General features: G+C 37.4%; 21 protein-coding genes and 1 tRNA gene. 4 read left to right on the top strand and 18 right to left on the bottom strand.

What is annotated here, in order from left to right; translation table 11 throughout:
- Window positions 1–2 precede the first annotated feature (2 nt).
- The 12 genes from darH to flxA are packed head-to-tail and all read right to left on the bottom strand — an operon-like array spanning window position 3 to window position 10,193.
- Window positions 3–1,004 carry a BtrH-related acyltransferase DarH gene (gene darH / locus BLQ00_RS05675; RefSeq protein WP_093141645.1) on the bottom strand — a complete coding sequence of 334 codons (1,002 nt, stop codon included), beginning with the start codon at window positions 1,002–1,004 and terminating at the stop codon, window positions 3–5.
- Window positions 1,005–1,007: 3 nt separating this feature from the next.
- Entirely contained in the window at window positions 1,008–1,409 is a 402-nt protein-coding gene (gene DarG, locus BLQ00_RS05670) for a flexirubin biosynthesis protein DarG (RefSeq protein WP_093141643.1), read from the bottom strand.
- Window positions 1,406–1,867, bottom strand: coding sequence for a hotdog family protein (locus tag BLQ00_RS05665; RefSeq protein WP_093141640.1), 462 nt, complete (start codon window positions 1,865–1,867; stop codon window positions 1,406–1,408). The genes DarG and BLQ00_RS05665 overlap by 4 nt, the downstream gene beginning before the upstream one ends.
- A gap of 1 nt (window position 1,868) precedes the next feature.
- The gene (locus tag BLQ00_RS05660; RefSeq protein ID WP_093141637.1) at window positions 1,869–2,306 is read right to left on the bottom strand and encodes a hotdog family protein; all 438 of its coding nucleotides are present in this window, start codon (window positions 2,304–2,306) and stop codon (window positions 1,869–1,871) included.
- Window positions 2,307–3,440 (bottom strand): dialkylresorcinol biosynthesis protein DarB, encoded by a 1,134-nt coding sequence (darB, locus tag BLQ00_RS05655; protein WP_093141635.1) that lies wholly within the window; start codon window positions 3,438–3,440, stop codon window positions 2,307–2,309.
- Window positions 3,440–4,366, bottom strand: coding sequence for an NADPH-dependent FMN reductase family protein (locus BLQ00_RS05650; protein ID WP_093141633.1), 927 nt, complete (start codon window positions 4,364–4,366; stop codon window positions 3,440–3,442). Before BLQ00_RS05650 ends, darB begins: the two co-directional genes overlap by 1 nt.
- Window positions 4,363–5,250: a lysophospholipid acyltransferase family protein gene (locus BLQ00_RS05645; protein ID WP_093141630.1), complete on the bottom strand. Its 888-nt coding sequence runs from the start codon at window positions 5,248–5,250 to the stop codon at window positions 4,363–4,365. The genes BLQ00_RS05650 and BLQ00_RS05645 overlap by 4 nt, the downstream gene beginning before the upstream one ends.
- A gap of 18 nt (window positions 5,251–5,268) precedes the next feature.
- Window positions 5,269–5,511 carry an acyl carrier protein gene (locus BLQ00_RS05640; protein WP_093141628.1) on the bottom strand — a complete coding sequence of 81 codons (243 nt, stop codon included), beginning with the start codon at window positions 5,509–5,511 and terminating at the stop codon, window positions 5,269–5,271.
- A 4-nt stretch (window positions 5,512–5,515) separates the two neighbouring features.
- Window positions 5,516–6,736, bottom strand: coding sequence for a beta-ketoacyl-[acyl-carrier-protein] synthase family protein (locus BLQ00_RS05635; RefSeq protein ID WP_093141625.1), 1,221 nt, complete (start codon window positions 6,734–6,736; stop codon window positions 5,516–5,518).
- A gap of 16 nt (window positions 6,737–6,752) precedes the next feature.
- The gene (flxB, locus tag BLQ00_RS05630) at window positions 6,753–7,505 is read right to left on the bottom strand and encodes a flexirubin biosynthesis SDR family reductase FlxB (protein ID WP_093141623.1); all 753 of its coding nucleotides are present in this window, start codon (window positions 7,503–7,505) and stop codon (window positions 6,753–6,755) included.
- A 26-nt stretch (window positions 7,506–7,531) separates the two neighbouring features.
- Window positions 7,532–8,662: a WG repeat-containing protein gene (locus BLQ00_RS05625; protein WP_093141620.1), complete on the bottom strand. Its 1,131-nt coding sequence runs from the start codon at window positions 8,660–8,662 to the stop codon at window positions 7,532–7,534.
- A 4-nt stretch (window positions 8,663–8,666) separates the two neighbouring features.
- Window positions 8,667–10,193 carry a flexirubin biosynthesis tyrosine ammonia-lyase FlxA gene (gene flxA, locus BLQ00_RS05620; RefSeq protein WP_093141618.1) on the bottom strand — a complete coding sequence of 509 codons (1,527 nt, stop codon included), beginning with the start codon at window positions 10,191–10,193 and terminating at the stop codon, window positions 8,667–8,669.
- A 125-nt stretch (window positions 10,194–10,318) separates the two neighbouring features.
- Here flxA and BLQ00_RS05615 point away from each other — a divergent pair, with 125 nt between their 5' ends.
- Entirely contained in the window at window positions 10,319–11,563 is a 1,245-nt protein-coding gene (locus BLQ00_RS05615; protein ID WP_093141615.1) for an NAD(P)/FAD-dependent oxidoreductase, read from the top strand.
- Window positions 11,564–11,629: 66 nt separating this feature from the next.
- On the opposite strand, the gene BLQ00_RS05610 is transcribed toward BLQ00_RS05615, so the two are convergent.
- Both BLQ00_RS05610 and BLQ00_RS05605 read right to left on the bottom strand, forming a co-directional pair.
- The gene (locus BLQ00_RS05610) at window positions 11,630–13,300 is read right to left on the bottom strand and encodes a hypothetical protein (RefSeq protein WP_093141612.1); all 1,671 of its coding nucleotides are present in this window, start codon (window positions 13,298–13,300) and stop codon (window positions 11,630–11,632) included.
- Between the two features lie 202 nt (window positions 13,301–13,502).
- Window positions 13,503–13,575: transfer RNA gene (locus BLQ00_RS05605), tRNA-Gln, on the bottom strand.
- A gap of 183 nt (window positions 13,576–13,758) precedes the next feature.
- Here BLQ00_RS05605 and BLQ00_RS05600 point away from each other — a divergent pair.
- Both BLQ00_RS05600 and BLQ00_RS05595 read left to right on the top strand, forming a co-directional pair.
- The gene (locus BLQ00_RS05600; RefSeq protein WP_093141610.1) at window positions 13,759–17,058 is read left to right on the top strand and encodes a glycosyltransferase family 117 protein; all 3,300 of its coding nucleotides are present in this window, start codon (window positions 13,759–13,761) and stop codon (window positions 17,056–17,058) included.
- A 5-nt stretch (window positions 17,059–17,063) separates the two neighbouring features.
- Window positions 17,064–17,711, top strand: a complete 648-nt coding sequence (locus tag BLQ00_RS05595; RefSeq protein WP_093141607.1) for a polysaccharide deacetylase family protein — start codon at window positions 17,064–17,066, stop codon at window positions 17,709–17,711.
- A 3-nt stretch (window positions 17,712–17,714) separates the two neighbouring features.
- Here the strand turns inward: BLQ00_RS05595 and BLQ00_RS05590 are convergent, their stop codons facing one another.
- The 3 genes from BLQ00_RS05590 to cphA form a co-directional block, all read right to left on the bottom strand.
- Window positions 17,715–18,011, bottom strand: a complete 297-nt coding sequence (locus BLQ00_RS05590) for a thioredoxin family protein (protein ID WP_093141605.1) — start codon at window positions 18,009–18,011, stop codon at window positions 17,715–17,717.
- 54 nt (window positions 18,012–18,065) lie between these two features.
- The gene (locus BLQ00_RS05585) at window positions 18,066–19,298 is read right to left on the bottom strand and encodes a metallophosphoesterase (RefSeq protein WP_093141602.1); all 1,233 of its coding nucleotides are present in this window, start codon (window positions 19,296–19,298) and stop codon (window positions 18,066–18,068) included.
- Window positions 19,299–19,751: 453 nt separating this feature from the next.
- Entirely contained in the window at window positions 19,752–22,388 is a 2,637-nt protein-coding gene (gene cphA / locus BLQ00_RS05580) for a cyanophycin synthetase (protein ID WP_093141600.1), read from the bottom strand.
- A 192-nt stretch (window positions 22,389–22,580) separates the two neighbouring features.
- Between cphA and BLQ00_RS05575 the strand changes: the two genes are divergently transcribed.
- Window positions 22,581–23,435, top strand: a complete 855-nt coding sequence (locus tag BLQ00_RS05575; RefSeq protein WP_093141597.1) for a cyanophycinase — start codon at window positions 22,581–22,583, stop codon at window positions 23,433–23,435.
- A 55-nt stretch (window positions 23,436–23,490) separates the two neighbouring features.
- Here the strand turns inward: BLQ00_RS05575 and BLQ00_RS05570 are convergent, their stop codons facing one another.
- Window positions 23,491–24,423 (bottom strand): isoaspartyl peptidase/L-asparaginase family protein, encoded by a 933-nt coding sequence (locus BLQ00_RS05570; protein ID WP_093141595.1) that lies wholly within the window; start codon window positions 24,421–24,423, stop codon window positions 23,491–23,493.
- Window positions 24,424–24,575 lie beyond the last annotated feature (152 nt).

Below are 24,575 nucleotides of genomic sequence, written 5' to 3'. Positions count from 1 at the left end.
CCTTAGATGGCTTTTTTCAATTTTTTGAAGAATACTTCTTCTTTATCGGCAATCGCTTCCAATTGGTTGGCAATATCATCGTACACATTCACGTCTACTTTTGTGCTTCTATTACGGTAAATCCGTGAAGCATCCACCGCAAAATCGCGCCAAAGGTCACCAATCTGAGTCATTTCCGAAGAAAGACTGACTAGCTTTTCATTTCCTAACAATTTACCCGCTTCCTGTAAAAAAGCCGCATAGATATATCGGAATCCGCCGCCACCCGTACCAATTTCCTCTTGCATTCGTACAATTTGCCCTAAGTAATGATTGGCAACCTTCGTTCCTTTTTTCTTAGGCCACTTCCGAATTAATTTTGCAATGGTTTTAATTCCTTTTACCCCAACAATTGGCACAGGAGCCAACATATCGCGACAGGTGTGTTTAATACCTTTTACAATCGCTTTCTCTAGTTGTAACTCTTTGGGAAAGGCCACAGGGTAATACATGTGCCCTTTGGGAGCAAAAGCACCCTTGGCAAAACGTACTTTTTCCAGTTCTTTTTCGGTGAGCGTAGTCACCTCTTCCATTACAGGATCGCTAATTAAATACGTATCGCCTTCTTTTCCATATACAACTAAATTATGTGCGTTAAAATGAAACCGATATTCGTCTGGAAAATAGCCCAGGTTATAGACTCCCACTTGAAGTCCGACAGGATTCTTTTGTTTTATATTTTCGTCCAATCGCTTTTTAGCAGCTTCCGGACTTTTAAATTTTTCGCGTTTAAAAGTAACTCCAACTCGCTTTGCAAACCGATTAAAAATAAAACCAGGCATCGCTCTATACGTGATCGCTGGTGCGTGATTTACCATTAAAAAAGGGATGTAGCAAAACAACAATCCAGAGCCAATTCCAAAAACCATGGGCTCACTTACGGTAAAACCGTTGTGCTTCATTAGGTTTGAAACGACGCCGTTTTCGCAATGTGCCGATTGATGGTGTGTAAAATCTATCTTCATAAACTAGGAGTCGATCTGTTGAAGTTGTTCCACAGAAACATCGAACACCTCTGCGTATTTTTGAAGGGTTTTTGCACTCAATTTTTTAAAAACAGACGGCTTAAAATGTCTTTTAACGCGCCATTTCCACATGCCCACGTAACTCGCTAATACCGAAAGATCCATTTTATGGAGTTCCATGTAATATTCTATCGGACTTGTTTCGTTTGCTAATACACGCTTTTTTGCTGCTGCAACGCGTTCTTTAATATCGTCAATCGCATTGGTTAGTGCGATGGTTTTAGGATCCCAACCTGAGGTATGTTCTGTGGTATATTCGCCATTTTCATCCACGGCATAACACAACTCCCTAAGGTTTGCAGTGCCTAGGTTGCTTTTGTCTTGTGGTACTTCGCTGCGTTTCATGCTACCTCGTGAATTAAAAAGTTTAAGGTACAAGCTACAATTAATTCGTCGTTATTAAAAGTGGAACAATCAATACTACACATGGTGACCGAACCGGTATCGTATCTAGACACTAAGGTTGCTTTGGTGGTGATGGTAGCGTTTAAGGCAGGAAGACTAAATATTTCAACTTTTTTAATCGCACTAATATAGCCTACGAGTTTGTTTCCTTCTCCCGTTAAATCGTCTTTTTCAAAATAACTTTGTCCGACGATTGCCGAACAGCTTTGCGCAGCATTTTCAATCAGTCCTGTTTCTGAAAGCTGGTTGTTTTTCACAAAAATACAATCGGAAGTGATGGCAAACTCGGTATGTACATCTGTTTCAGAAATAGAAACAAGTTTACTAACCATGAGCATAGGTTCTCTATGAGGAAGAAAATTTTTAAAATCTATATGTTCTTCACGCGTTGCATCCATGTTACTTCGCTAATACAGTTTTCATTTCGCTTGTTCCAATAACAACACCTTCACATACTGTTTCGATGGTAACCAAGGTCACACCCATAATTTCGTGAAGTATTGTCACCGTAGTTTCCACTTGCTGTGCTACGGTAGGAAGCTTAAAAATTTCCACTTTTTTTATGGCACCTAGATAGCCTGTAGGAGGTGTTTCATTTTTCAGAAAAAACTGATATCCTGTATGCAACGCAAGGGTTTGCGCCATATGCTCGATAAGTCCTGGTGCTTGAAATGTATTATTTTCTGTAAATATATTTTCTTCGGAAACAGTTAAACCTCCGGTTACTTTTGTTTCAGAAAAATAGAGCAATTTATCTACCATTACAAATGGCATTTTTTGCGGAATTAAGTCTTTAATGAAACTTGAATCTAATATGGGCTGCTGTAGTACATTCATCTAACAAACAGTTAAATATGCATAAGCGAATGAAAAACGAGAACTTTCAGGAACCGATAATAATATTTTTTCGCCTTTTTTAAGTTTTCCTGAAGCAATCAAACCCTCTACCATAAGATAAATAGAAGCCGATCCAACGTTTCCTACTTGACGTAAATTCATAAACCACTTTTCCCACGGAATTTCAACACCTTGTGCTTTCATCTCGTTGTACAAACCATCTTTAAAGTAATACGATGAAATATGTGGCAAGTAATGATCTATTTCTGAAGCTGTAATGTTGTGCTTCTCCATTGCATTTTTCAAGCTTTCAACACCTTTTACTAGGATGTTTTCCCCTAAAATTTTCACATCTTGCTTAATGGCAAAAAGTGATTGTTTGCTCCACATCTGTGTTGGAAACTCACTCCAAGGTTTTAGAAAACCATCATCTTGCTTATCGCCTCCAGCATACATACAGGCTTCCATTTCGTGCGCAAACGAATAGCCTTCCATCCACTCTATTTTGAGTGAAAGGTCGCCTTCAGGTTTATCTTGTAATAAAAAAGCACCTGCGCCATCGGAAAGCATCCAACGTAAAAAATCTTTATTAAATGCAATAATAGGTTGTTCTTCTAAAGATTCTAAATGTTCTATTTCTTCTTCAAAAATAGTTCCTGTCATCCATGATGAAATTCGTTCAGACCCTGTACAAACAGCGTTTTCAACTTCACCACACTTTACAGCCATATAGCCGTATTTAAGTGCATTCATACCACTACAACACGCTCCCGTAGGAGAATTAATCTCTAAGTTTCCATTTTTCAGAAACCCGTGAACCATGGCCGCATGCGACGGTAAAATTTGATCTGCACTAGACGTTCCGCAGGAAAGCATCTGTATGTCTTCCGCTTTAAAACTTTCGTCACACAATCCTGAAATAGCTTCTTTGGTTAATTGTGCATTGTTATGTGTTACATCTCCATTGTCATCAATAGCATAGTATCGCGTTTCAATTTTATTATTTCGCAACACAATGCGTCTTGCCTTGGATGTTTTACCATTGATAAACCCCAAGCGTTTCTCCATAGTGTCATTATCAACAGGATCATTAGGTAAAAACTTTGATACTCTTGTTATGTAAACGTTCTTCATTAAATCTTCTTTGTAAATACAGATGAAAAATATTCTTTTTGCCTTTTTATTCTTCTCGTTAATAAGGGATAAGTAACCAAAAATACAATAAAAACAATAGGCATAAATACCCATATTGCAATTAACAAATAATAATTAAAAAAAACGAGCCATTTCTTTCTTTTTGGGTCTCCCGCATCACCTTTCTTTATAATTAAATTCGCCCATTTTGAAAATAAAATATTCGCTCTAGTATCTGCTGTAACTAAAAACGGGCTCACCCGTACTGCATCTAATTGTAATAAACTAGGCTGAAGATCTGTGTATTTATTTGTGAACAAAGCGGTCTTAATAGGCACTCCAAATTTTGAAGCTTCAGCGATATCCTTATCAGACACTCCTGGCTTTGGAAAAAGACCAAACTTCTTATCCTTTTTCCCTCCAAGCATCCAATGTACAATGGTAATCACACTAATATGGTTGATATGACGATCTACTAGCGCAATATTCCCTACGTAATTTGCTTTATTCTGAAGAAGTAATTGTTTCACTTTCTCTTGCGCCATGATCCACATGTTCCGAGCAGCAACAACTGTAACAACAGGTGTATTTTCCAGTATTATCTTTGCTGAAGCTGATTTTAAAAAGGAGTTTACAGGAACAGAAGGCGATAAATACCAAACGGTGTATCCTAAAATAACTAAGTCGTATTTCTTCTGAAGGATTTCTTCTGAAGGTTCTTTTAAATCGCAAGGTATTTGAAGAAACGACTCCGGGAATACATCAAAAAACTGCTCTTTCTTCCATGGAAATTCATACTCGTTTTCGGGAGTAATTTTATAATATGTAAGGTTTACATTTTCAGCTTCTAGAGAAGAAGTAATATTCTTTACGATATCGAACAATTGTCCTGTTTGCGAATAATAAACAACTAAAACCTCTTTCATTTCTTACCTTTTACATTCCAAAAATCGAAATAATTAAACCATTGTAAGGGATATTTTTCAAGCATCCAAGTAACACTTTCGGTATATTTTTTCAGCAATCCTTGTGCATCTCTATGTTGTACCTCAGCGGTTCTAGCATACAGATGGTAATGTTTTGCAGTTTCTTTCATCACATACACAAAAACCACGGGAACTTTTAAACGAGAGGCTAATAAAAAGGGGCCTGCTGGGAATTTTGCTTCTTCTCCTAACAATGCTTCGGAAAGGTATTTGGTGCCTTCAAAAAAGCGGTCGCCCGTAAAGCATACCAACTCACCATTACTCAAAGCTGCATTAATTTCAAATATATGTGAAAGGTCTTCTTTTACGAGAATAAACTTTATACTCGATTTTTTAGTAACACTTTCTAAATATTCTTTAATGTGTTGATGCTCGGCATCGGTAGTAACCAAGTTAATTTGTGAACGCGTATCAATTTCTTCAAAAAAGTATTCGGCCAATTCAAAATTTCCAACGTGAGCGCTAATTAAGATTCCACCCTTTCCTTCATCTAAAAGGTTGATTATATTCTCAACGCCATCAAACTCATATGTAAATTGATCTTTTAAGCCAGACGCTATTGCAGACTTATCAATTATGGTTTGTCCGAAAACGTAATAACTCTTAAAAATATGAAGAATACTCTTCCCTTTTGAGTAAGAACGTCGTTTTCGGAAATAGTAATAAATGGATTTAGTGCTCTTAGGAGAGAAAAAACAAAAGTAAAAAGCAACAAAATAGAGTAATACATAGGCCGCACGAACCCCTAGTTTCTTAATAAAGAAAATAAAGATTTTATACCCTAAGACGGTACCTCTCGATTTTCCTTCCCATTCGCCCGACATGCTAACTCAAGTAGTTTTTCAGCTTATTTTTTGTTCTATTAGATCGTAAAAGTCTTGTAATGTTATTACCGTTTGAAAATCTTCTCCAACTAATTTTACGCCAAAATTTGCTTCAATAGCAACAACTAAATCAACAAAATCTAAGCTATCTAACTCTAGTGTTTCTTTTAAATTGGCTTGTGGCGCAATATCCTCTTCTTCTACTTCAAACTCATCTACCAGAAAGTAGTTTATCTTCTCTACAATTACTTCTTTAGTCATTTTCTTACGGCACTTTTTTTATTATTAATGCTGAATTTGTTCCTCCAAATCCGAAGGAATTCGACAAAAATACATCAATTTTTTTGTTTAACGTTTTTTTAACAATATTTAATTTAGCCGCATCCTCGTCTGGATTCTCTAAGTTAATATTAGGCGCTACAAATGAATGTTCCATCATTAACATTGAGTAAATAACCTCACTTGCGCCCGCCATCCAACATTCGTGACCTGTCATTGATTTGGTTGAGCTTATTGCGGGGCCATTTTCTCCAAAAACATTCACCAATGCCTTCGCTTCATTTGCATCACCTACAGGAGTAGAGGTTGCATGAGCATTTACATAATCTATTTCGCTTGGCTTAAGGTTTGCTTGTTCCAATGCTTTTTTCATGGCTCTTGAAGGACCATCTACATTGGGTGTTGAAATATGTTCTCCATTGGAAGAAAATCCATACCCAATAATTTCTCCTAAAATGGGCGCACCTCTTTTTATAGCAGACTCGTAGCTTTCAACCACTAAGGTTGCCGCACCACCACTGGGTACTAATCCATCCCTGTCTTTATCGAAGGGACGTGATGCTTTGGTAGGATCGTCTAAATTCATAGAGAACACCCCTAATCCATCAAAACTTCCCATGGCCAATTTATTAATTTCTTGAGCACCGCCACAAATAATACAGTCTTGCAACCCACTTTTAATTAGTTGGTATGCCATTCCAATAGCATGTGAACCACTTGCACAAGCGGCACTAATAGTAAAATTAATCCCTGTCAATCTGAAAATAGTAGAAAGATTCATGGTTACCGTCGAGTTCATCGCTTTAAATATAGCACCAGAGCCCACCAACGTAGTGTCTTTCTTTTCACGTATTTTATCTACCGATTCGATCACAGACTTTGCAGTACTGTCGTTTCCGTAGAGAATTCCAACCTCATGGGTATCTAAAAAATCTTGATCTATTTTTGCATTGGCAAGCGCTTCAATCGTAGAAACATACGCATAGCAGGTCTCTTCTCCCATACTAATACGCTCACGTCTAGACAACAGCGCTTTTAAGTCTGGCTCATCTACAATACCGGTTAACGGTGAGCGATACCCAAACTCTTTACGGTCTTGATCGTAGGTAATTCCTGAAGTTCCGTTGTAAAGAGATTCTTTTACTTCGGAAAGATTTTTACCTATACAAGAATATATTCCCATTCCTGTAATTACAACTCGCTTCATTACTCGCTACTTAGTTTTAGGAGTATATTCCTCCATTTATATTAATTACTTCGCCGGTAATATAAGAGGATTTTTCGGAAGCTAAAAACGAAACTAAATTCGCCACTTCTTCAGCTTCACCAAATCTATTTGCGGGAATCATCTTTTTGAGTTCTTTCTCATCCAGATCGCCCGTCATATCAGTTTTAATAAAACCTGGAGCCACAGCATTTACTGTAATGTTTCTTTTTGCTACTTCTTGTGCTAGCGCCTTTGTCGCAGCGATTACCGCTCCTTTTGCAGCACTATAATTTGTTTGTCCTGGCGTTCCTTTCAATCCTGAAACGGAAACCATATTAATCACCCTTCCGTAGCGATTTACCAATAACTTCTGAATTAAATGATTGGTTACATTAAAAAATCCGTTCAGACTTGTATTGATCACATTGGTCCAATCTTCTGGCTTCATCCACATAAACAAACCGTCTTTCGTGATTCCGGCATTGTTCACGATCACTTCAATAATGGCGTCTTTATGATTTTCTTGCCAAGCTTCTAGTTTTGAAACAACCGCTTCAGCATTTACCACATCAAACTGAATGATCTCTCCAGATCCGCCCACAGCTTCAACTTCTTTCAAAGTTTCTTGAGCTGCCGCTTCGTTGCTATTGTAATTTATTAATAGTGAATACGATAAGTCTTTGGCTAGTTGAATACAAACTGCACGTCCTATTCCTCTAGAACCGCCTGTAACTAAGGCGTATTTTTTTGGGGCTACTTTTTTTTCCATTACCTATTCGGCTAGTATTTTATGTTCTATTTTGAAAAATTTTCGGCATTTTCATACCATTTTCCTCCTAAAGGCTGTCCTGTTTTAGTGATGAAGCCCCATTCTTTTTTGAACTTTACGCGAGCCACCCCATTTCTGAAGCCTTTTAGGTTGTTTTTGCTGAAGATAGAAAACCCACCAGCAGTAATTTTATATTCGGCTGGAATTACCATTTTCCCTGAAGCATCGATAAAGCCCCATAATTTTTTTTCTTTCACAGGAGCCAAGCCATCTTTTGAAAATATTTCAGCATCGTAAAAATTAAAATCGATTACTTGTGCACCGCTTTCATTAATGTAGCCCCATTTTTTATCATTACTCACAGGTGCCAAGCCATTTACAAAAGCTCTTGCTTTATCGTACGCAGGAACAATAATCCATTCCCCTTTTGTATTAATAAAACCAATTTTGTCGTTGCTGCGCGCATAGGTCAAATTAGAATCTTCAGAAAAGTCCCAAATTTTATCTGCATTTGACACAATGGTAAAAGTTCCATTCACTAAAACCCCGTACGATTCGCCTTTGGCTGCCCAAATAGCTTTGCTACTATAGTCACCAAGTTCTGAATATTCAACAGGAATAGTCACCTTTCCGGAGGTATCAATCATTCCCCATGCATCATTATTTTTCACTCTTGCAAATCCGTCTACAAAAGGTTTTATTTCATCATACGTTGGCTCTAAAAACACTTCTCCTTTTGTATTCATCAAACCTACCTTTTTCTCTACCTTATAAAATGCAATACCATTTTCATCAAAATCATAATGCTTTTCCAATACAGGCGTGGTAAGTTCTTTTTCTGAAGCATCAATATAACGCCACTGATCGTCTTTCAACACAAGTGCATACCCCGAACTAAACGCTTTTACACGGTCGTAGGTTGGCTGAATCACCCATTCTCCTGAAGTAGTAATAAATCCCCATTTATCATCTTTAAAAGCGGCAGCATAGCCTTCAGAGAAATCTCCTGCTTTTTCAAATTGAAACGGAACCACTAGATTCCCCGTGGTATCGATGAACCCAAATTTATCATTGTCTCTAACACGAGCAAATTCTTGCGCATAGACAAAACTTACATTGATCAAAATGACCAGAACGAAAAGACTTACTTTTTTCATAGTATTAATTTTCAGCGTTTATAATATATTCTTTGACTTTATTAACAAATGGATACATAACAACATCTTCTGAAAAAACGGGAACAATAGCGCGGATTTCATCGTACATTTTCTTTGTTTTTGATGAAACTTTATCCTGTACTTTTAAATATTCAATAGCTTGAATAATAGTAATTAACTCGATTGCCACCACCTCGAATGCATTTTCGATAACTTTTTTTGTGATTAAGGCAGCATTCGTTCCCATACTTACAATATCTTGATTGTCGTTATTGTTGGGGATACTATGCACATACATAGGGTTGGAAAGCATCTGATTTTCGGCCGTGGTAGAAGTGGCTGTAAATTGCACCCCTTGCATTCCAAAGTTTAATCCTAACACCCCTAAATTTACAAAAGGAGGTAGGATATCATTTAGCTTGGAATTTAGCAAATAGTTTAATTGACGCTCTGCCAACATACTCATTTTGGCTACGACAATCTTCAGCTTGTCCATTTCTAAAGATACATAATCTCCATGAAAGTTTCCACCGTGGTATACATGCTTTTTTTCAACATTGACAATAGGATTGTCGTTTGCCGAATTTACTTCTTCAATAAGAATACTTTCAACAGTATTCAACGTATCTAAAACGGGCCCTAAAATTTGAGGCACACATCGCAATGAATAATACTCTTGTACTTTTTCTTCAAAAACACTCACCTCATTATTACCGTTGTACAAATGATGCTCGCGTTTTCTAGTAAGTGTACTATCTTCTAGGTGTTCGCGCATCGCTTCCGCAATACGACGTTGCCCTTTGTGTTTTTTGGTATGGTTTAAATCGTGTGATAAATGATCGTCGTAAGCTTCAACAATTTCATTAATAGCCGAAGAACACCCAATCACCCAATTCAATAACCTTCTGGTGTAAATGGTATTCACAACACCTATTCCCGTCATTACCGACGTACCATTCATTAATGCCAATCCTTCACGTAATTCCACAGTAATTGGTGAAAGTCCTTCCAGTTTGAAAACCTCTTGCGTTGGTTTTAGTTCACCTTTGTAATACACTTCGCCTTCACCAATCATTACCAATGCCAAGTGTGCTAATTGCACCAAATCTCCACTAGCGCCCACACCACCGTGTTCGTAAATTAAAGGAATTATATTTCTATTAATAAGTTCGGTCATTAGCGACACCACTGATGGATGCACACCCGAATTCCCTAAACTCAATGTATTTAATCGCGCCAACATAGCTGCTTTCACGTACATTGCCGGAATTGGATTTCCTGTACCTGAAGCATGGCTTCTTATTAAATTATATTGTAATTTTATTCGTTGAGAGTCTTCAATTTTATATTGAGCCATCGGACCAAAGCCCGTATTAACACCGTATATGATTTTGTTTTCTGAAAATTCTTTCAAAAATTCGAAGCTTTTTTGTACTCTATCAACAATCTGATTGTCAATTTGAATGGATTCGCCTTTAATGATAACATCGTAAAATTCTTGAACCCCTAACTCTCCTTTAATTTTCAACATGTAAAATGGAATAACTTTTAATGGATATTGATATATTACTTAAAATAAAAATGGTTATTTTGAATACAAATCTAATAATTTATAGCATCTATATACTATTTATGCAAATCAATCTATAACAGCTAATGACAACCTCTAAAAACATTGACGTATTAATTATTGGAGCAGGTCCATCTGGTTGCGTTGCCGCAGCGCATCTTCACAACCAAGGTCTTTCCATCAAAGTAGTTGAAAAAAACAACTTCCCACGGTTTGTTATTGGTGAAAGTTTATTGCCTAGATGCATGGATCATTTTGAAGAAGTTGGCTTATTAGACTGCCTCAAAGCGCAAAACTTTGAAGTGAAATCGGGAGCGCGTTTTCTGAAAAATGGAGTGGTTTGTGATTTCGATTTTAGCAAAAAACACACCCCAGGTTGGGATTGGACATGGCAAGTGCCACGGGCCGATTTTGATGTAACTCTTACTAATGAGCTTCAGAAAAAAGGGGTAAATATCGAATTTGAGCAAGAAGTCGTTGCTGTCGATTTTGCTGAAGACGGATCGTCTAAAACAACGATAAAAGATTCCGAAGGAAACCTTTCTATAATTGAAGCGAAATATATTATTGATTCTAGCGGCTTCGGAAGGGTGCTACCAAGATTATTAGATTTAGACAAACCTTCAGCACTACCAAAACACTCTTCAATATTTACACACGTAAAAGAAACCAAAAGACCTAAAGGCGTTGAAGGCACCATCATAACTTTCGACGTGGTTACAGACGATGTTTGGTTGTGGGTGATTCCGTTCTCAAATGGCGTTACAAGTATTGGTTTTGTAGGTCCTACCGAGTTTTTAGAAAAATATACCGGAAGCCCTTCAGAAAAAATTACCAAAATGATGGAGCTTTCTACCTATTATCAAGAGCGTTTTGAAGGAGAAGCCCATTTGTTTCCGCCTGTTGAAATTAAAAATTATTCTAAATCGGTAAAACAACTCTACGGAAAAGGGTTTACACTTACAGGAAATAGCGCCGAGTTTTTAGATCCCGTTTTCTCTTCAGGCGTGACATTTGCTACGGAATCTGCTTTGTTATCGGCAAAATTGATCACAAAAGAATTAAATGGCGAACCTGTAGATTGGGAGGTTGAATATACCGATTACATCAAAGAAGGGGTGCATGTTTTTTCCACCTATGTGAAAGAATGGTACACAGGAAACCTTCAGAAAATATTTTTTCACCGTCCTGAAAACCCCGAAATTAAAAAACAAATCTGTGCGGTTTTAGCGGGTTATGTGTGGGATAAAAGCAATCCATTTGTAAAAAACCACAATCGTTTGGTGAAAACAGTAGCCACCGTAATCGATATGGAAACTAAAAATAGTTAAGTACTAAAAATACAAAAGCCGAATCTAAAAAGATTCGGCTTTGTTGTATAAAAATTTAGATTTTTTCTAATTAAGTATGTTTACCTTAACTAGCACATCCTCTTTTTTCTTTTTGTAAAATTCGATTACAAACTCATCTTCTGCGGTTTTTACAATTCGATCGTTGTTAAACTGATACAGCTCCATATCGTTTACTTCTCTCGTATCCAAAATTGACCCTTTCGAATGAGCCCCAGTAGCATCGTCTATTTTATAGGCTGTAAGATAACCTCCATGACCATCACTGTGTAATGCTGGAATTTTATCTAAAGGAAGGTCTATGTTTTTCACATTGTCTAGAAAAACAATGTAATGATTTCCATTGGCTGCAAAATGGGAATATGACATTCCTCCCTGATAGGTTTTACTTGTATCAAAAACCTCTCCCATTTTCGGCTTTCCTACCTGTCTTTTAGGTATTTTTTTCATCCACGCTAAGTTTCCTTCTGGATCTATTTTTGTAACTAAAATATCATTATTATGATACGTTACATAGGTATATCGTGTAGAACGGTGTACAACAATAAACGTTTGTTCCCCTATTAAAACTAAGCTTCCATCCCCATTAACAACAAGATTTCGTAATTTCATGTTTTGAAATTCAGCTTTCCCGTCTTTATCTTTACGCTCGTTTTTCTTTTTGGTTCTATTTTTAACATATTGATTTAAAATCTCCAACGGGATTTCGTACGATTTCTCATCAATCAATTTTCCTTCTCTCGTAATTTTGAATGTATAAACTCCATCGGCATTGTGTAATTTATTATTAAGTCCGTTTGTATAAAAGCCCGAACATAACATATACCCATCTACAGATTCAAAAAGGGAGATTCCATTGATGAATTTTTCCCCTAAATCAATTTTGGTAATTTCAATTTCAGCCACTCCTTTAGAAAGCCTAAACAATTCCATGTGATAATTAGCTTCTTCATCTTTTCTTCTCTTTTTATCCTTATTACTATCATCGTGAAAAACCTTCGCCATCAAATAGCCATTTCCGTCAGAATCGACCGCAAAATCTTCTACATTCATCCTACGCTCTGTATAAGGCATGGTGTATTCTCGCGACCAAAGTTTATTCAACGACAAATCGTACACCTCTACCCCTATAATATCATAACTATTCTTGTCCGACTTTACCTCTGGTTTTCTTCTGTATTGAATAAGAATTTTAGACTCATCTAATGAAGTTAAAAAATCAAATTTATCGGTGACTCCAAATCCAAAAGCAAAAGGAGCTGCAACGCCACTTGTAGAAGCCAAAGTACCCGCTAGTTTTCCATCAATATCAATTAATTTTACAGCATCCCCTACAAAAGTTCCTGATTCAAAATTAATTTCTCTATAAAAAAGCTGTTCATGCTGCGTATCTCTACCTGTCCATGAAGAATAAAAAAGATAAAATTTATCTTGCAACTGCTTTATTCCTTCTACCATACAGTTATCTGGAAAGTCTTCATATTCTTTCATCGAATTTAAAGTCAATCCCTCTACATCAAACTTTTGAAGAATCATTTTTTTCTTCCAAGGCTTTACACTCAAAATTTCATTTCCATCAGAAAAATAATGTTTTCTTGGAGCGTCATAAACCTGATATGGCTCACTTACCGTATACTTATAATCTTCTGAAAGATCCTTTTGTGCATAACTATAAAATGGCATTGCAAGTAGCAATAAGTAGAAAAATGCTTTTTTCATTATCAATATGTTTAGGTGTTTGTAGGAGTAAACATAAGAAAATTATCTACAAAGGATGAAGTTTGGGAAACGGGAAAAAGCCTTAAATTTTTCTCTAAAAAAAATAGCTGCTTTTAAAGATTTAACTGTCAGGTAAGTAGCCTATTTTGTATTTGCACTAAACAAAAAAATCCCGATCGTTTCGATCGGGATTTAATTTTTGTTGGCCCACTAGGGCTCGAACCTAGACTCTTCTATACCAAAAACAGACGTGTTGCCAGTTACACCATGGGCCAATACCTTAATGCGGATGCAAATTTAATAGAAACTTTGTTTTGTGCAAACATTTTTTACTAAAAAATTTTCTTTGTTTACTTTTAAGAATAAAATAACACGCTATAAAGCACGTTACCACTATTTAATAGGCTAACTATTTTTAATTATTAGTAAATTCGCCTCAATTAAAATTGAAAGCATATATGGGTTCCTTTAACTTTAAAAAATGGAATAATATTTTAGGGTGGTCGGTCTTTGCCATCGCCCTCATTACCTTCTGGTTAACTGTAGAGCCTACCGCTAGTTTCTGGGATGCTGGCGAATACATTACGACAGCCAGTAACTTAGAGGTTGGACATCCTCCAGGAGCACCCTTGTACCAAATTTTAGGGGCTTTTTTCTCCATTTTCGCGATTGAAGCGTCAAATATTGCCCTTACCATAAATTTAATGTCTGTTTTTGCAAGTGCATTTACCATTCTTTTTATGTTTTGGTCTATTACCATTTTGCTTACCAATATCATTTCAAAACAAACGGAACTTACCAAAAACAATCAAATTGCCATCTTAGGTAGTGCGGCAATAGGTTCGTTAGCGTTTACATTCACCGATAGTTTCTGGTTTAATGCCGTAGAAGCAGAAGTATACGCCATGGCCACCTTTATTATGGCTGTGCTATTTTATGTTGCTCTACGCTGGGAACGTGAAATGAACACCCCTCGTGGCGATCGTTGGCTTATTCTAATTGCTTTTGTGGTCGGACTATCATTCGGAGTTCACTTTTTAGGGTTATTAACCATTCCTGCTATTGGGTTTCTGTACTTTTTTAAAAACTACAAAACGGTCACTGTTAAAAATTTCATAGTTGCGAATGTAGTTACGGTAGCTGTTTTGCTTTTCATCTTCAAGTTTTTACTTCCAATGACGATGAAGTTTTTTAGTGCTACGGAATTATTTTTCGTAAACAACATTGGAATGCCTTTCAATTCAGGAACCATTATCGCAGGAATATTGTTTGTTGCGCTTGCCTACTCCTTACTGAAGTTCACGCGTAAGAAAAACTATACTCAATTAAACACACTTGTTTTATGTGTTTTATTCATCCTAATCGGATTTTCTAGTTGGCTAATGCTTCCAATTAGAGCAAACGCTGGGACAGTAATTAATGAAAATAACCCAAACAACGCACGTGAGTTATTAGCATACTACAACCGTGAACAATATCCTGAAACACACCTGTTTTACGGACCGCTCTTTACGGAAGCTTACTCAGGACTAGATCTTGACAGCCCTTATAAAGACGACAAACCGAAATACGAAAAAGACGAAAAAACAGGGAAATACATTATTGTAAACGAATATAAAAACGCGATTCAAAATTTCGACAACAACCACAAAGCCTTTTTACCAAGGATGTGGAGCACCGAAAATGCGAAAAACTACTTAGAGTTTACCAACGGATTAGATTTCACCATTAAAAGAGACTATCTCGGAGAATCTCGCCTGATTGATGAAGTGAATAAGTTTAAACAAGCCTATAACGAAGGTCTTGTCGATAGTGAAGATTACGATGCCTTTATGCGAGACTTCGGACCTTTTCTAAATATTGAAAAACCTTCATTCTTACAAAACATGGAATTCATGTTCGAGTTCCAGTTTGGGTATATGTATTGGCGTTATTTTATGTGGAATTTCACAGGAAGACAAGACGACATTCAAGGGCAATACACCAATCAACACGGAAACTGGTTGAGTGGCATCAAACCTATTGATGAAGTTCGCTTAGGAACACAAGAAAACCTTCCTAGTGACGCAAAATACAACAAGGCTCGAAATACATATTACTTTTTACCACTCATTATTGGTATTCTAGGTCTCGTATTTCATTTTAAAAGTGATCGGAAAAATTTCTGGGTACTCATGGTTCTCTTCCTATTTATGGGGCTTGCCTTAAAAGTATACCTCAACGAGCGACCTTTCGAACCAAGAGAAAGAGATTACGCCTTAGTAGGTTCATTTTATGTATTTGCTATCTGGATTGGTTTTGGAGTCTATGCACTATACGACATGTTAAAAGACTATATAAAGCCGAAAATTGCAATTCCAACAGTACTTATTGCCACGGCTCTTGCCGCTCCTGTATTATTAGCAACTCAAAACTGGGACGACCACGATAGATCTGGTAGATACACTGCACAATCTATGGCAAAAATGTATTTAGATTCGTGCGATGAAAATGCCATTCTGTTTACCATTGGCGACAACGACACCTTTGCACTATGGTACGCACAAGGTATTGAAGGCTACAGACAAGATGTACGCGTTATAAACACAAGTCTTTTTGCTACCGATTGGTATATTGACGACATGAAGAAAAAAGCGTACACTAGTGATCCTATTCCGTCGCAACTGACGCACGAAAAGTATCGATTTGGAACGCGAGACTACATTGCATATCAAGAAACCAAACAAGATACCATAGACATCAAAACATGGATGAAATGGGTGGCAGACGATAGCCCTGTAACCAAAGTTGAATTAAACAGCGGTATTTTTGCAAATTCATTCCCTTCAAAAATAATTAGAGTTCCTGTAAACAAAGAATCAGTGCTTAAAAATGGAATTGTTTCTGAAAAAGACGCCGATAAAATTGTACCGTATATTGACATCAAGCTGAAAGGTGATTTCATTTATAAAAACCGCCTGTTAATGCTCGATATTATCGCAAATAACAACTGGGAACGCCCTATCTATTTTAGTGGTGGAAGCTTTGGAGACGACGACTATTTATGGATGAAGGACTACCTTCAACTGGAAGGTGTTGTTTACAAATTAGTCCCTATTCGCACTCCTGTAAATCCTCGTAACCCATTTGATATGGGCCGTGTTGACGCCGATAAAATGTACGATATCGTTATGGATTGGGATTGGGGGAATAGTGGTAGCCCAGACATTTATCACGATGTAGAAACACGTCGAAATGGAATTACCTACCGTAGTAATTTAGCACGCCTTGCCGAAACTCTTATCAATGAAGGTAAAAAGGAAAAAGCAGAGAACATATTAGATGTGGCAATGGAAAAAATGCCGGTAGATATGTTTGAATACTATTCTCTTTTAGAACCGTTTGTTCTTGGGTATTACGAAGTTGACAAGCCAGAAAAAGCCAGAAAAGTATACGAAGATGTCGCTAGAAAATACCAAGAAAAACTTACGTATTACAGCGGTATGAAAGTACAACAACAATACGCAATTGCCGATGAAATTATTAGTGACATGGAACGCTATAGAGGCTTAATCGACGTATTAATTATGAAAGACAGCGAAGAAATTGCTCGTAAGGAAGCCGATAAATTTAACGGGTATTTATTACTCTTCCGTCACTTCTATTCGGACAACGAAAAGGTAGATGTGGATAGAGATTTACAACAACAAGATTCAACCCCCGAGATTCCATTCGATTCTACACTGTTAGATGCGGTTGAAGAAACACCTTTAAATTAAACAGGTTGAAACTAAATTTGGTAACAACGCCCAAACTTGCTTCTTGGATTTATCCGAAGCGCGTTTGGGCGTTTCCAAATGCTTCAGATGCCGTGTATCTTACTTTTGACGATGGCCCCATTCCTGAAGTAACACCTTGGGTGCTTCAGCAGTTAAAAGAACACCAAGCCAAAGCCACGTTCTTTTGTATTGGCGATAATATTCGGAAACATCCCACTATTTTTTCTGATATTCTTTCTGAAGGTCATTCCGTAGGGAATCACACCTATACACATTGTAATGGTTGGAAAACGGAACTTTCAAAGTATATTGAAGATGCTTCAAAGTGTGATACTCTTCTGAAAAGTTACAACCAACAACTTTCCAAAGGAGACACAAACTTGTTTCGTCCACCCTATGGAAAACTTCGTTCGAAGCAAGCAAAAAAGCTTCAGAAAAAAGGCCATACAATTATTATGTGGAGCCTGCTAAGCTATGATTATGACGCAGAAGTTTCCGAAGAAAAATGTCTTCAGAATGTATTAAAAAACATACAAGCTGGAAATATAGTTGTGTTTCACGATAGTTTAAAAGCAGAAAAAAACCTTCGGTATGTGCTACCAAAAGTGCTTCAGTACATTTCTGAAAAAGGGTTAAAGTGTGAGGCTATTTAAAACCTAGACGTATTCTTTTACCAAACCGATTAAGGTATTTGCATCCTGCTCTCCACTTTGGCGCCATTTCATCTCGCCATTTTTATAGATCATAAGTGTTGGAAGTCCTTTTACACGAAGGGCTTCGGCAAGTTGCTGATTTTTATCTACGTCAATTTTTATCACACGCGCCTTGTCGCCAAGTGCGGCGGCAACATCGCGTAAAACTGGGTGCATTCCTTTACAGGCTTCATCCCAATCTGCATAAAAATCTAATAAAACCGGAACTCGGGTTTCAATTAATTCTCCAAACTTTGACATGTATCTAAAGTATTACTTGAGCATTAGTACTACAAATATAGCATTTCCTTGCAATTAAGTTGTAGTACGCTTCTTTTTAAGTTCAATTACTGTAATTTCTGGCCAAATTCCCACCCGTCCTGGATACGCATGAAAACCAAAACCTCTATTTACATTTATATAGCGTCCCACTTCTTTATACACTCCCGCCCAATGTTTGTACACATATTGCACAGGACTCCATTTTAAAAAACCTGGAATTTCGATTCCAAATTGAAATCCGTGGGTATGTCCACTTAAGGTAAGGTGATAGTTGTGGTCGTTATTTTTTACTTCGTACTCCCAATGACTCGGATCGTGACTGAGTAAAATTTTAAAGTCTTTTTGTAGGGTTGCTTCGGAAGCTTTTGCTAAATCGCCCGCTTGTTTAAAGTTATGTCCCCAGTTCTCTACTCCAATTAAAGCAAGGCGTTCTCCTTCTTTTTCGATAAAACGATTTTCATTGAGCAATAACGTAAAATCTATTTTTTTATGAATGTCTTTTATCCCTTTAAAATTAGCAGCTTTTGCTTCTTCGGAAGGCCAACTAACATACTCCCCATAATCGTGATTCCCTAAAATGGAGTACTTTCCAAACTCGGGTGTTTTTAATCGCTTGAAGGTAGAAATCCAAGGATCCATCTCTTCCGCTTTTGTATTTACAATATCGCCTGTAAACACTAAAAGATCGGTTTCTTGCTCATTGATTAAGTCGATGGCGTATTCAATTTTTTCAGGTGCATCAAAGCTTCCCGAATGGATATCACTTATCTGAGTCACTCTAAAACCATCAAAGGCATCTGGTAAGTCATCAAAATAAAGGGTATGTGTCAGCACTTTATAATTATACTTTCCTTTCACCATTCCGTAGACTAATGAAGCAAAAGGAATTGCCGCTGCACCAATCGCCAACTGACTTACAAACTTACGTCTTGACGGAATGTACTCGGTTGTATTATTTGATGCCAGGTAGTTATACCCACCCAAAAATACGCGTGTGATATCTTCCCCAAACATGAAAACTAATAAAACGAGTTTTGGCACGAAAAACAACAGGAAAATTCCTGCAACTTGTAAACTTCCAGAGGTAGGTCCTACACTTCTATCGTACACCAAAAAAGCATACACTAGGTAAGCCAAAACTGCAATCGACAACAAAACATAAACCCAAAATACCCACTGATTTTTTGAAAATGTCCGAATCGCCTGAAAGGCGTACAGATCTAATAAAATAAGAATGGTAATAAAAATAATGAGACGTACTCCCATGAAAATGCAACTTTTTTTTAAAGGTAGTGCGTTTCATTTTTTTGAAAAGAACATTCACTTTTATTTAACTGTTTTCTTCTTCTAATTCTGAGACTAAAACAACTACTATGTGTTCTCAAGTATTGAAAATTAACAAATAACCCCTACAAGTTATTAGTAGGGATGTTCTTACAATTATAGTTTCAACCAATTTTTTTATTAATTTTACTAGACATAAGTAGGTTGATGACTTAGGTTATCGATCAAATTTGGGGCGAAAAGTCACCACATCTGTGGTGGCTTTTCTATTTTCATAACCCATTCATAACAATAAGACAACTTAGTAACAATTTATGAATCATACATTTGACTAGATTCAATAATTTATTGAAAGGTATTTAGTTTAGTTTATTAAATCAAAAAAGCCGCTTCTCCAGGCGGCTTTTTAATACTATAAATTGTTTTCAAAAAGGTTTATTTTGCAAAAACCACCTCTCCACTGGCTTCTTGTTCTTTAAATTTCATCACTAAGTCTAAAGCATCTGGAATTACATCGCTGCATAAAATAATTAACGACCCTTTTTTAGCATTGTTAACGGCATAGGTGATGGCTTCTTTTTCCGAAGGAATAATGGTTGTTTTCTTATTAGGATCTTTCGCCATAATCCCATCGTTTAGCATTTTGATTAATTCTTCTTCTGTTTTTCCTCGTAAACGCTTGTCTTGGCGTATAATTACCTCATCAAACATCTCTGCGGCAATTGCGCCCATTTCATTATTATCTTCTACGCGTCGGTCTCCGATTCCGGCAATAATCCCCACTTTCACAGTTGCATCAATGGTACTTACAAAGTTTTGAAGCGCTCTCATTCCCGCAGGATTATGAGCATAATCTAATAAAATAGTAAAGTTTTCAAATTCAAACATATTCAACCTACCAGGCGTCTGCGAAGCTGAAGGAATAAACGTTTCCAATGCTGCTTTCATATCTTCAATGCTAATCCCTCTAATATTTGCGGTAAGAATCGCTGGCAGCACGTTTTGAATCATAAATTTGGCTTTTCCTCCGTAGGTTAACGGAATATTTTCAGCTTTCATAATTCGCATCTTCCAGGTACCGCGACAAATGGTAACATATCCATTTTCGTAAACGGCTGTAATTCCGCCCATTTTCTGAAGCGCTTGTATTCTCGGGTTCATTTCATCCATAGAGAACAACGCTAGGTTACAGTTAATCCCTTTTTTCATGTCGTACACTAAGTCGTCGTCGGCATTTAAAATAGCATAACCATCTGGCAATACCGTTTCTGGGATAACTCCTTTTACTTTCGCTAATTGTTCAATGGTATGAATTCCTTTTAATCCTAAGTGATCTGCTGCTACGTTGGTTACAATTCCAATATCACAGTTTTTAAAGCCAAGTCCCGCACGTAATAAGCCACCACGAGCCGATTCTAATACTGCAAAATTTACTGTTGGATCTTTTAGCACAAACTCGGCACTAGCAGGCCCTGTACAGTCTCCTTTCATCAACAACCTATTTTGAATATACACACCATCACTCGTTGTATATCCTACACGATATCCGCTCATTTTTGCCATGTGGGCGATTAAACGAGTCGTTGTGGTTTTTCCGTTGGTTCCACTTATGGCTACGATTGGAATTCGTCCCGTATCTCCTTTGTTTGGGAATAACTTATCGACTACTGGCGCCGCGACATTTCTAGGCAATCCAGTGGTTGGTGCTAAGTGCATTCTAAATCCTGGTCCTGCATTTACTTCCAATACAGCACCTCCCGTTTCAGACAAAGGCTTGGTGATATCACTAGTCATGATATCAATTCCACAAATATCCAAATCGATGATTTTCGAAATTCGTTCCGCCATCGAAACATTAGAAGGATGAACAATATCGGTAATGTCTTCTGCTGTACCTCCTGTGCTTAAATTCGCTGTATCTTTCAGAATAAGCCGCTCCCCTTTTGGCAATACCGAATCTTCCGTATAGCCGGCGTCTTTAATAATTGTTTTTGTGAGATCGTTAATGGTAATCATGGTTAGTACATTTTCATGTCCATACCCTCTACGTGGATCTTCATTTACTTTATCAACCAATTCTTTTACTGTCAAAACACCATCTCCAATAACATGTGCAGGAGTACGAATGGCTGCTGCAACTAACACATGGTTAATAACAAGCAAGCGATAATCTTCACCCGTAATATATTTTTCTACGATGACTCTTCGAGACACCTCTTTTGCGGCGTGAAAAGCAACAACAGCCTCGTCGTAGTTTTCAATACCCACGGTAATTCCGCGACCGTGATTTCCATCAATTGGTTTTATCACTAAAGGATATCCAACATAACGACAGGCTTCTTCTAAACTACTTTCTCTACTTATAATATCGCCTTTTGGCACTTCTACTTCAGCTTGTTCTAAGAGGTATTTTGTATCTTCTTTATCGCAAGCAAGTTCTACCCCAATACTACTTGTTTCACTAGTAACTGTTGCCTGAATCCTTTTTTGATTGGCACCATATCCTAACTGACAAAGGGAATACTTGTTTAAACGAATCCATGGAATCCCTCTGCTTTCAGCTTCCTCAACAATAGAACCTGTACTTGGTCCCAATCGTTCTGCTTCACGAAGTTCGCGCATTTTTTGTATATCTGCCTCCAAATCGTAATCTTCTCCAAGAACTAAGGCTTCACAAATTCGTACACTTGCTTCCGCCGCAAAACGCCCCACATTTTCTTCGATATACGAAAAAACAACATTATAAACGCCCTCTTCTCCATACCCACGTGTTCTTCCGAAGCCAGTATCCATACCCGCCAATGTCTGAATCTCTAACGCAATATGCTCAATAATATGCCCCATCCATGTACCATCGTCTACACGTTGGAAAAACCCGCCGGGTTCTCCTACAGAACAACGGTGACTATACATTGTAGGGAACATGGTTTCTAGACGCTCTTTGAAGCCTTCAATTTTATTAGAAGGTCTTTCTTCCATCTCTTCTAAATCCAGCACCATTACAATTAATTTATGGCGACGAACAGACCAATAATTGGGTCCTCGCATTGCATTTATTTCACGTATTTTCATAGTTGGTTAGTTTTTGTGTGTCTTTTGAAATCTATAAAAGCCAAGGTTTTTAATTTGTAAGTACCTCAAAATAAAAAAATTGGAAGAACCTAGCTACCTCAAAAGCTTTCTAATAGATAGGCGAAAGATTATAAATATATAATTTTTTTCAGTACAAAACTTGTATTTTTGCCCTCAAAATATTGAAACCCCATGAAAGTAAAAGGAATCTTAATCCCCATAGGAGGAAATGAAGACAAAGGCATAGAAATCAGTGAGATTTACCATTTAGAATTTATATTAGATGGTATCCTATCGCGCGTTGTCAAAGAAAGTGGGGGTACAAATGCTTCTATAATTATAATCCCTACAGCCTCTAGTATTCCAGCAGAAGTTGGTGAAAATTACCTAGCTGCGTTTAGCAAATTAGGATGTACTAATTTGCATGTAATGGACATTAGAGAACGAGAGCAGTCTGACGACCCTGCCAATCTTGAATTGATGAAAAAGGCAGATTGCGTGATGTTTTCTGGTGGTGATCAATCTAATATTACTAAAAAAATAGGCGGCACGAAGCTTCACAAAATCATGTCTGAGAAGTACACCAACGAGCCTTTTGTAATTGCAGGAACAAGTGCTGGCGCTATGTGCATGTCGAAAGAGATGATTACAGGCGGCGGAATTAAAGAAGCATTTACCAAAGGTGCTACGAGAATGGGAGAAGGGATGAGTTTTATTCCTGAATTAATTATCGATTCTCATTTTATTCGTCGTGGTCGTTTTGGACGTCTTGCGGAAGCCGTTGCAAAATTCCCAAAAATTATAGGTATCGGTCTTGCTGAAGACACTGGATTAATAATTAAAGGCAATAAATTTGAAGTGATTGGCTCCGGAATGGTGATTGTTTTCAACGCTCGTAAAGCGAAACACAACAACCGAAAAGTAATTAAAGAAGGAGACGCCATGTCGCTAACCAACTTAAAAACTCATATTCTAGCAAACGGTGACCGTTTTAACATTGAAAAGAAATCGATCCTCGTTTCACCACTATCTGCTGATTTAGTATAAAAAGCAAATCAAACAAGAATCACATATTCATTAAAACAGTTTATGTGATTCTTGTTTATTCTTTATAAATAGCAATTTCTTTTATTCCTTCTGAAGTCTTACTCGCCCGGTACATTCCTTCCGTATTAAAAGGCATTGAAATGTTTCCTTTGGCATCCACTGCGATTAATCCGCCATCACCCCCAAGTGCTAAAACACGCTTCTGAATTACTTCTGAAGCCGCTTCGTCGAGCGACCATCCTTTGTATTCCATTAAACACGAAACATCGTAGGCCACAACACCGCGAATAAAAAACTCACCACTTCCTGTGCAACTTACCGCACACGTTGCATTGTTTGCGTAATTTCCTGCGCCAATCATCGGACTATCGCCTACTCGGCCCCATTTCTTGTTGGTCATTCCTCCCGTACTTGTCGCTGCTGCAACCGTACCATTTACATCGCAAGCAACCGCCCCTACCGTTCCAAATTTTGAATCTTTTTTTACGGAGTGGTCTAATTGAAAGCTATCACTTCCTTTTATATCCTGCCATTGTTTGTAGCGTAATTCATCGTAAAAATACGTTTCGTCTTCTAAAGTATAGCCATTGCTTTTTGCAAACTGCATTGCGCCTTCTCCTGCCAAAAACACATGTTCACTTTTTTCCATCACATCGCGCGCTAATAACACCGGATTTTTTATTCCTGTTATTAATGAAACGGCTCCTGCTTGCAAAGTTTTTCCTTCCATGATGGCTGCGTCCATTTCATGCGAACCTTCCGCAGTAAACACACTTCCTTTTCCTGCATTGAACAACGGGGAATCCTCTAACAATTGTACCGAGGCTGCAACGGCATCGACCGAGCTTCCGCCCGTTTTCAGAATAGCATACCCTTTCTCTAGCGCAGTGTCTAAAGCTTTTTTATACGCTGCTTCTTTTTCAGCTGTCATTTGTCCCTTTAATAAGGTTCCAGCACCTCCGTGGATTGCTATTGAGATTTTATTCATAGAAGATAGTTATTAAGCTCGAAAAGTACGAAATAGCGTATAAAAACCTCTGTAAAAGCTATTAAAAAGTTAATTCAGCATTTCTTAGACAAAAAAACTCTGTCTTTGAAAAAATTACGATTACTTCATACTTAGAGACAAAGTTTAGGAAA

Origin of the sequence: Ulvibacter litoralis (genome assembly GCF_900102055.1) — a bacterium.
In the GTDB taxonomy this organism is placed as follows: domain Bacteria; phylum Bacteroidota; class Bacteroidia; order Flavobacteriales; family Flavobacteriaceae; genus Ulvibacter; species Ulvibacter litoralis.
Note: the sequence above shows the minus strand (reverse complement) of the source record. Positions and strands in the feature narration are given on the sequence as shown.

Bases quoted from the DNA above. Each gene is read 5' to 3' on its own strand.
- BLQ00_RS05590 (WP_093141605.1), bottom strand. From the start codon at position 18,011: ATGTCAAAGTTTGGAGAATTAATTGAAACCCGAGTTCCGGTTTTATTA.
- BLQ00_RS05665 (WP_093141640.1), bottom strand. From the start codon at position 1,867: ATGGATGCAACGCGTGAAGAACATATAGATTTTAAAAATTTTCTTCCT.
- BLQ00_RS05570 (WP_093141595.1), bottom strand. From the start codon at position 24,423: ATGAATAAAATCTCAATAGCAATCCACGGAGGTGCTGGAACCTTATTA.
- BLQ00_RS05635 (WP_093141625.1), bottom strand. From the start codon at position 6,736: ATGAAGCGAGTTGTAATTACAGGAATGGGAATATATTCTTGTATAGGT.
- flxB (WP_093141623.1), bottom strand. From the start codon at position 7,505: ATGGAAAAAAAAGTAGCCCCAAAAAAATACGCCTTAGTTACAGGCGGT.
- BLQ00_RS05645 (WP_093141630.1), bottom strand. From the start codon at position 5,250: ATGTCGGGCGAATGGGAAGGAAAATCGAGAGGTACCGTCTTAGGGTAT.
- darB (WP_093141635.1), bottom strand. From the start codon at position 3,440: ATGAAGAACGTTTACATAACAAGAGTATCAAAGTTTTTACCTAATGAT.
- BLQ00_RS05610 (WP_093141612.1), bottom strand. From the start codon at position 13,300: ATGAAAAAAGCATTTTTCTACTTATTGCTACTTGCAATGCCATTTTAT.
- BLQ00_RS05660 (WP_093141637.1), bottom strand. From the start codon at position 2,306: ATGAATGTACTACAGCAGCCCATATTAGATTCAAGTTTCATTAAAGAC.
- darH (WP_093141645.1), bottom strand. From the start codon at position 1,004: ATGAAGATAGATTTTACACACCATCAATCGGCACATTGCGAAAACGGC.
- BLQ00_RS05650 (WP_093141633.1), bottom strand. From the start codon at position 4,366: ATGAAAGAGGTTTTAGTTGTTTATTATTCGCAAACAGGACAATTGTTC.
- DarG (WP_093141643.1), bottom strand. From the start codon at position 1,409: ATGAAACGCAGCGAAGTACCACAAGACAAAAGCAACCTAGGCACTGCA.
- flxA (WP_093141618.1), bottom strand. From the start codon at position 10,193: ATGTTGAAAATTAAAGGAGAGTTAGGGGTTCAAGAATTTTACGATGTT.
- BLQ00_RS05600 (WP_093141610.1), top strand. From the start codon at position 13,759: ATGGGTTCCTTTAACTTTAAAAAATGGAATAATATTTTAGGGTGGTCG.
- BLQ00_RS05585 (WP_093141602.1), bottom strand. From the start codon at position 19,298: ATGGGAGTACGTCTCATTATTTTTATTACCATTCTTATTTTATTAGAT.
- BLQ00_RS05625 (WP_093141620.1), bottom strand. From the start codon at position 8,662: ATGAAAAAAGTAAGTCTTTTCGTTCTGGTCATTTTGATCAATGTAAGT.
- BLQ00_RS05575 (WP_093141597.1), top strand. From the start codon at position 22,581: ATGAAAGTAAAAGGAATCTTAATCCCCATAGGAGGAAATGAAGACAAA.
- cphA (WP_093141600.1), bottom strand. From the start codon at position 22,388: ATGAAAATACGTGAAATAAATGCAATGCGAGGACCCAATTATTGGTCT.
- BLQ00_RS05640 (WP_093141628.1), bottom strand. From the start codon at position 5,511: ATGACTAAAGAAGTAATTGTAGAGAAGATAAACTACTTTCTGGTAGAT.
- BLQ00_RS05615 (WP_093141615.1), top strand. From the start codon at position 10,319: ATGACAACCTCTAAAAACATTGACGTATTAATTATTGGAGCAGGTCCA.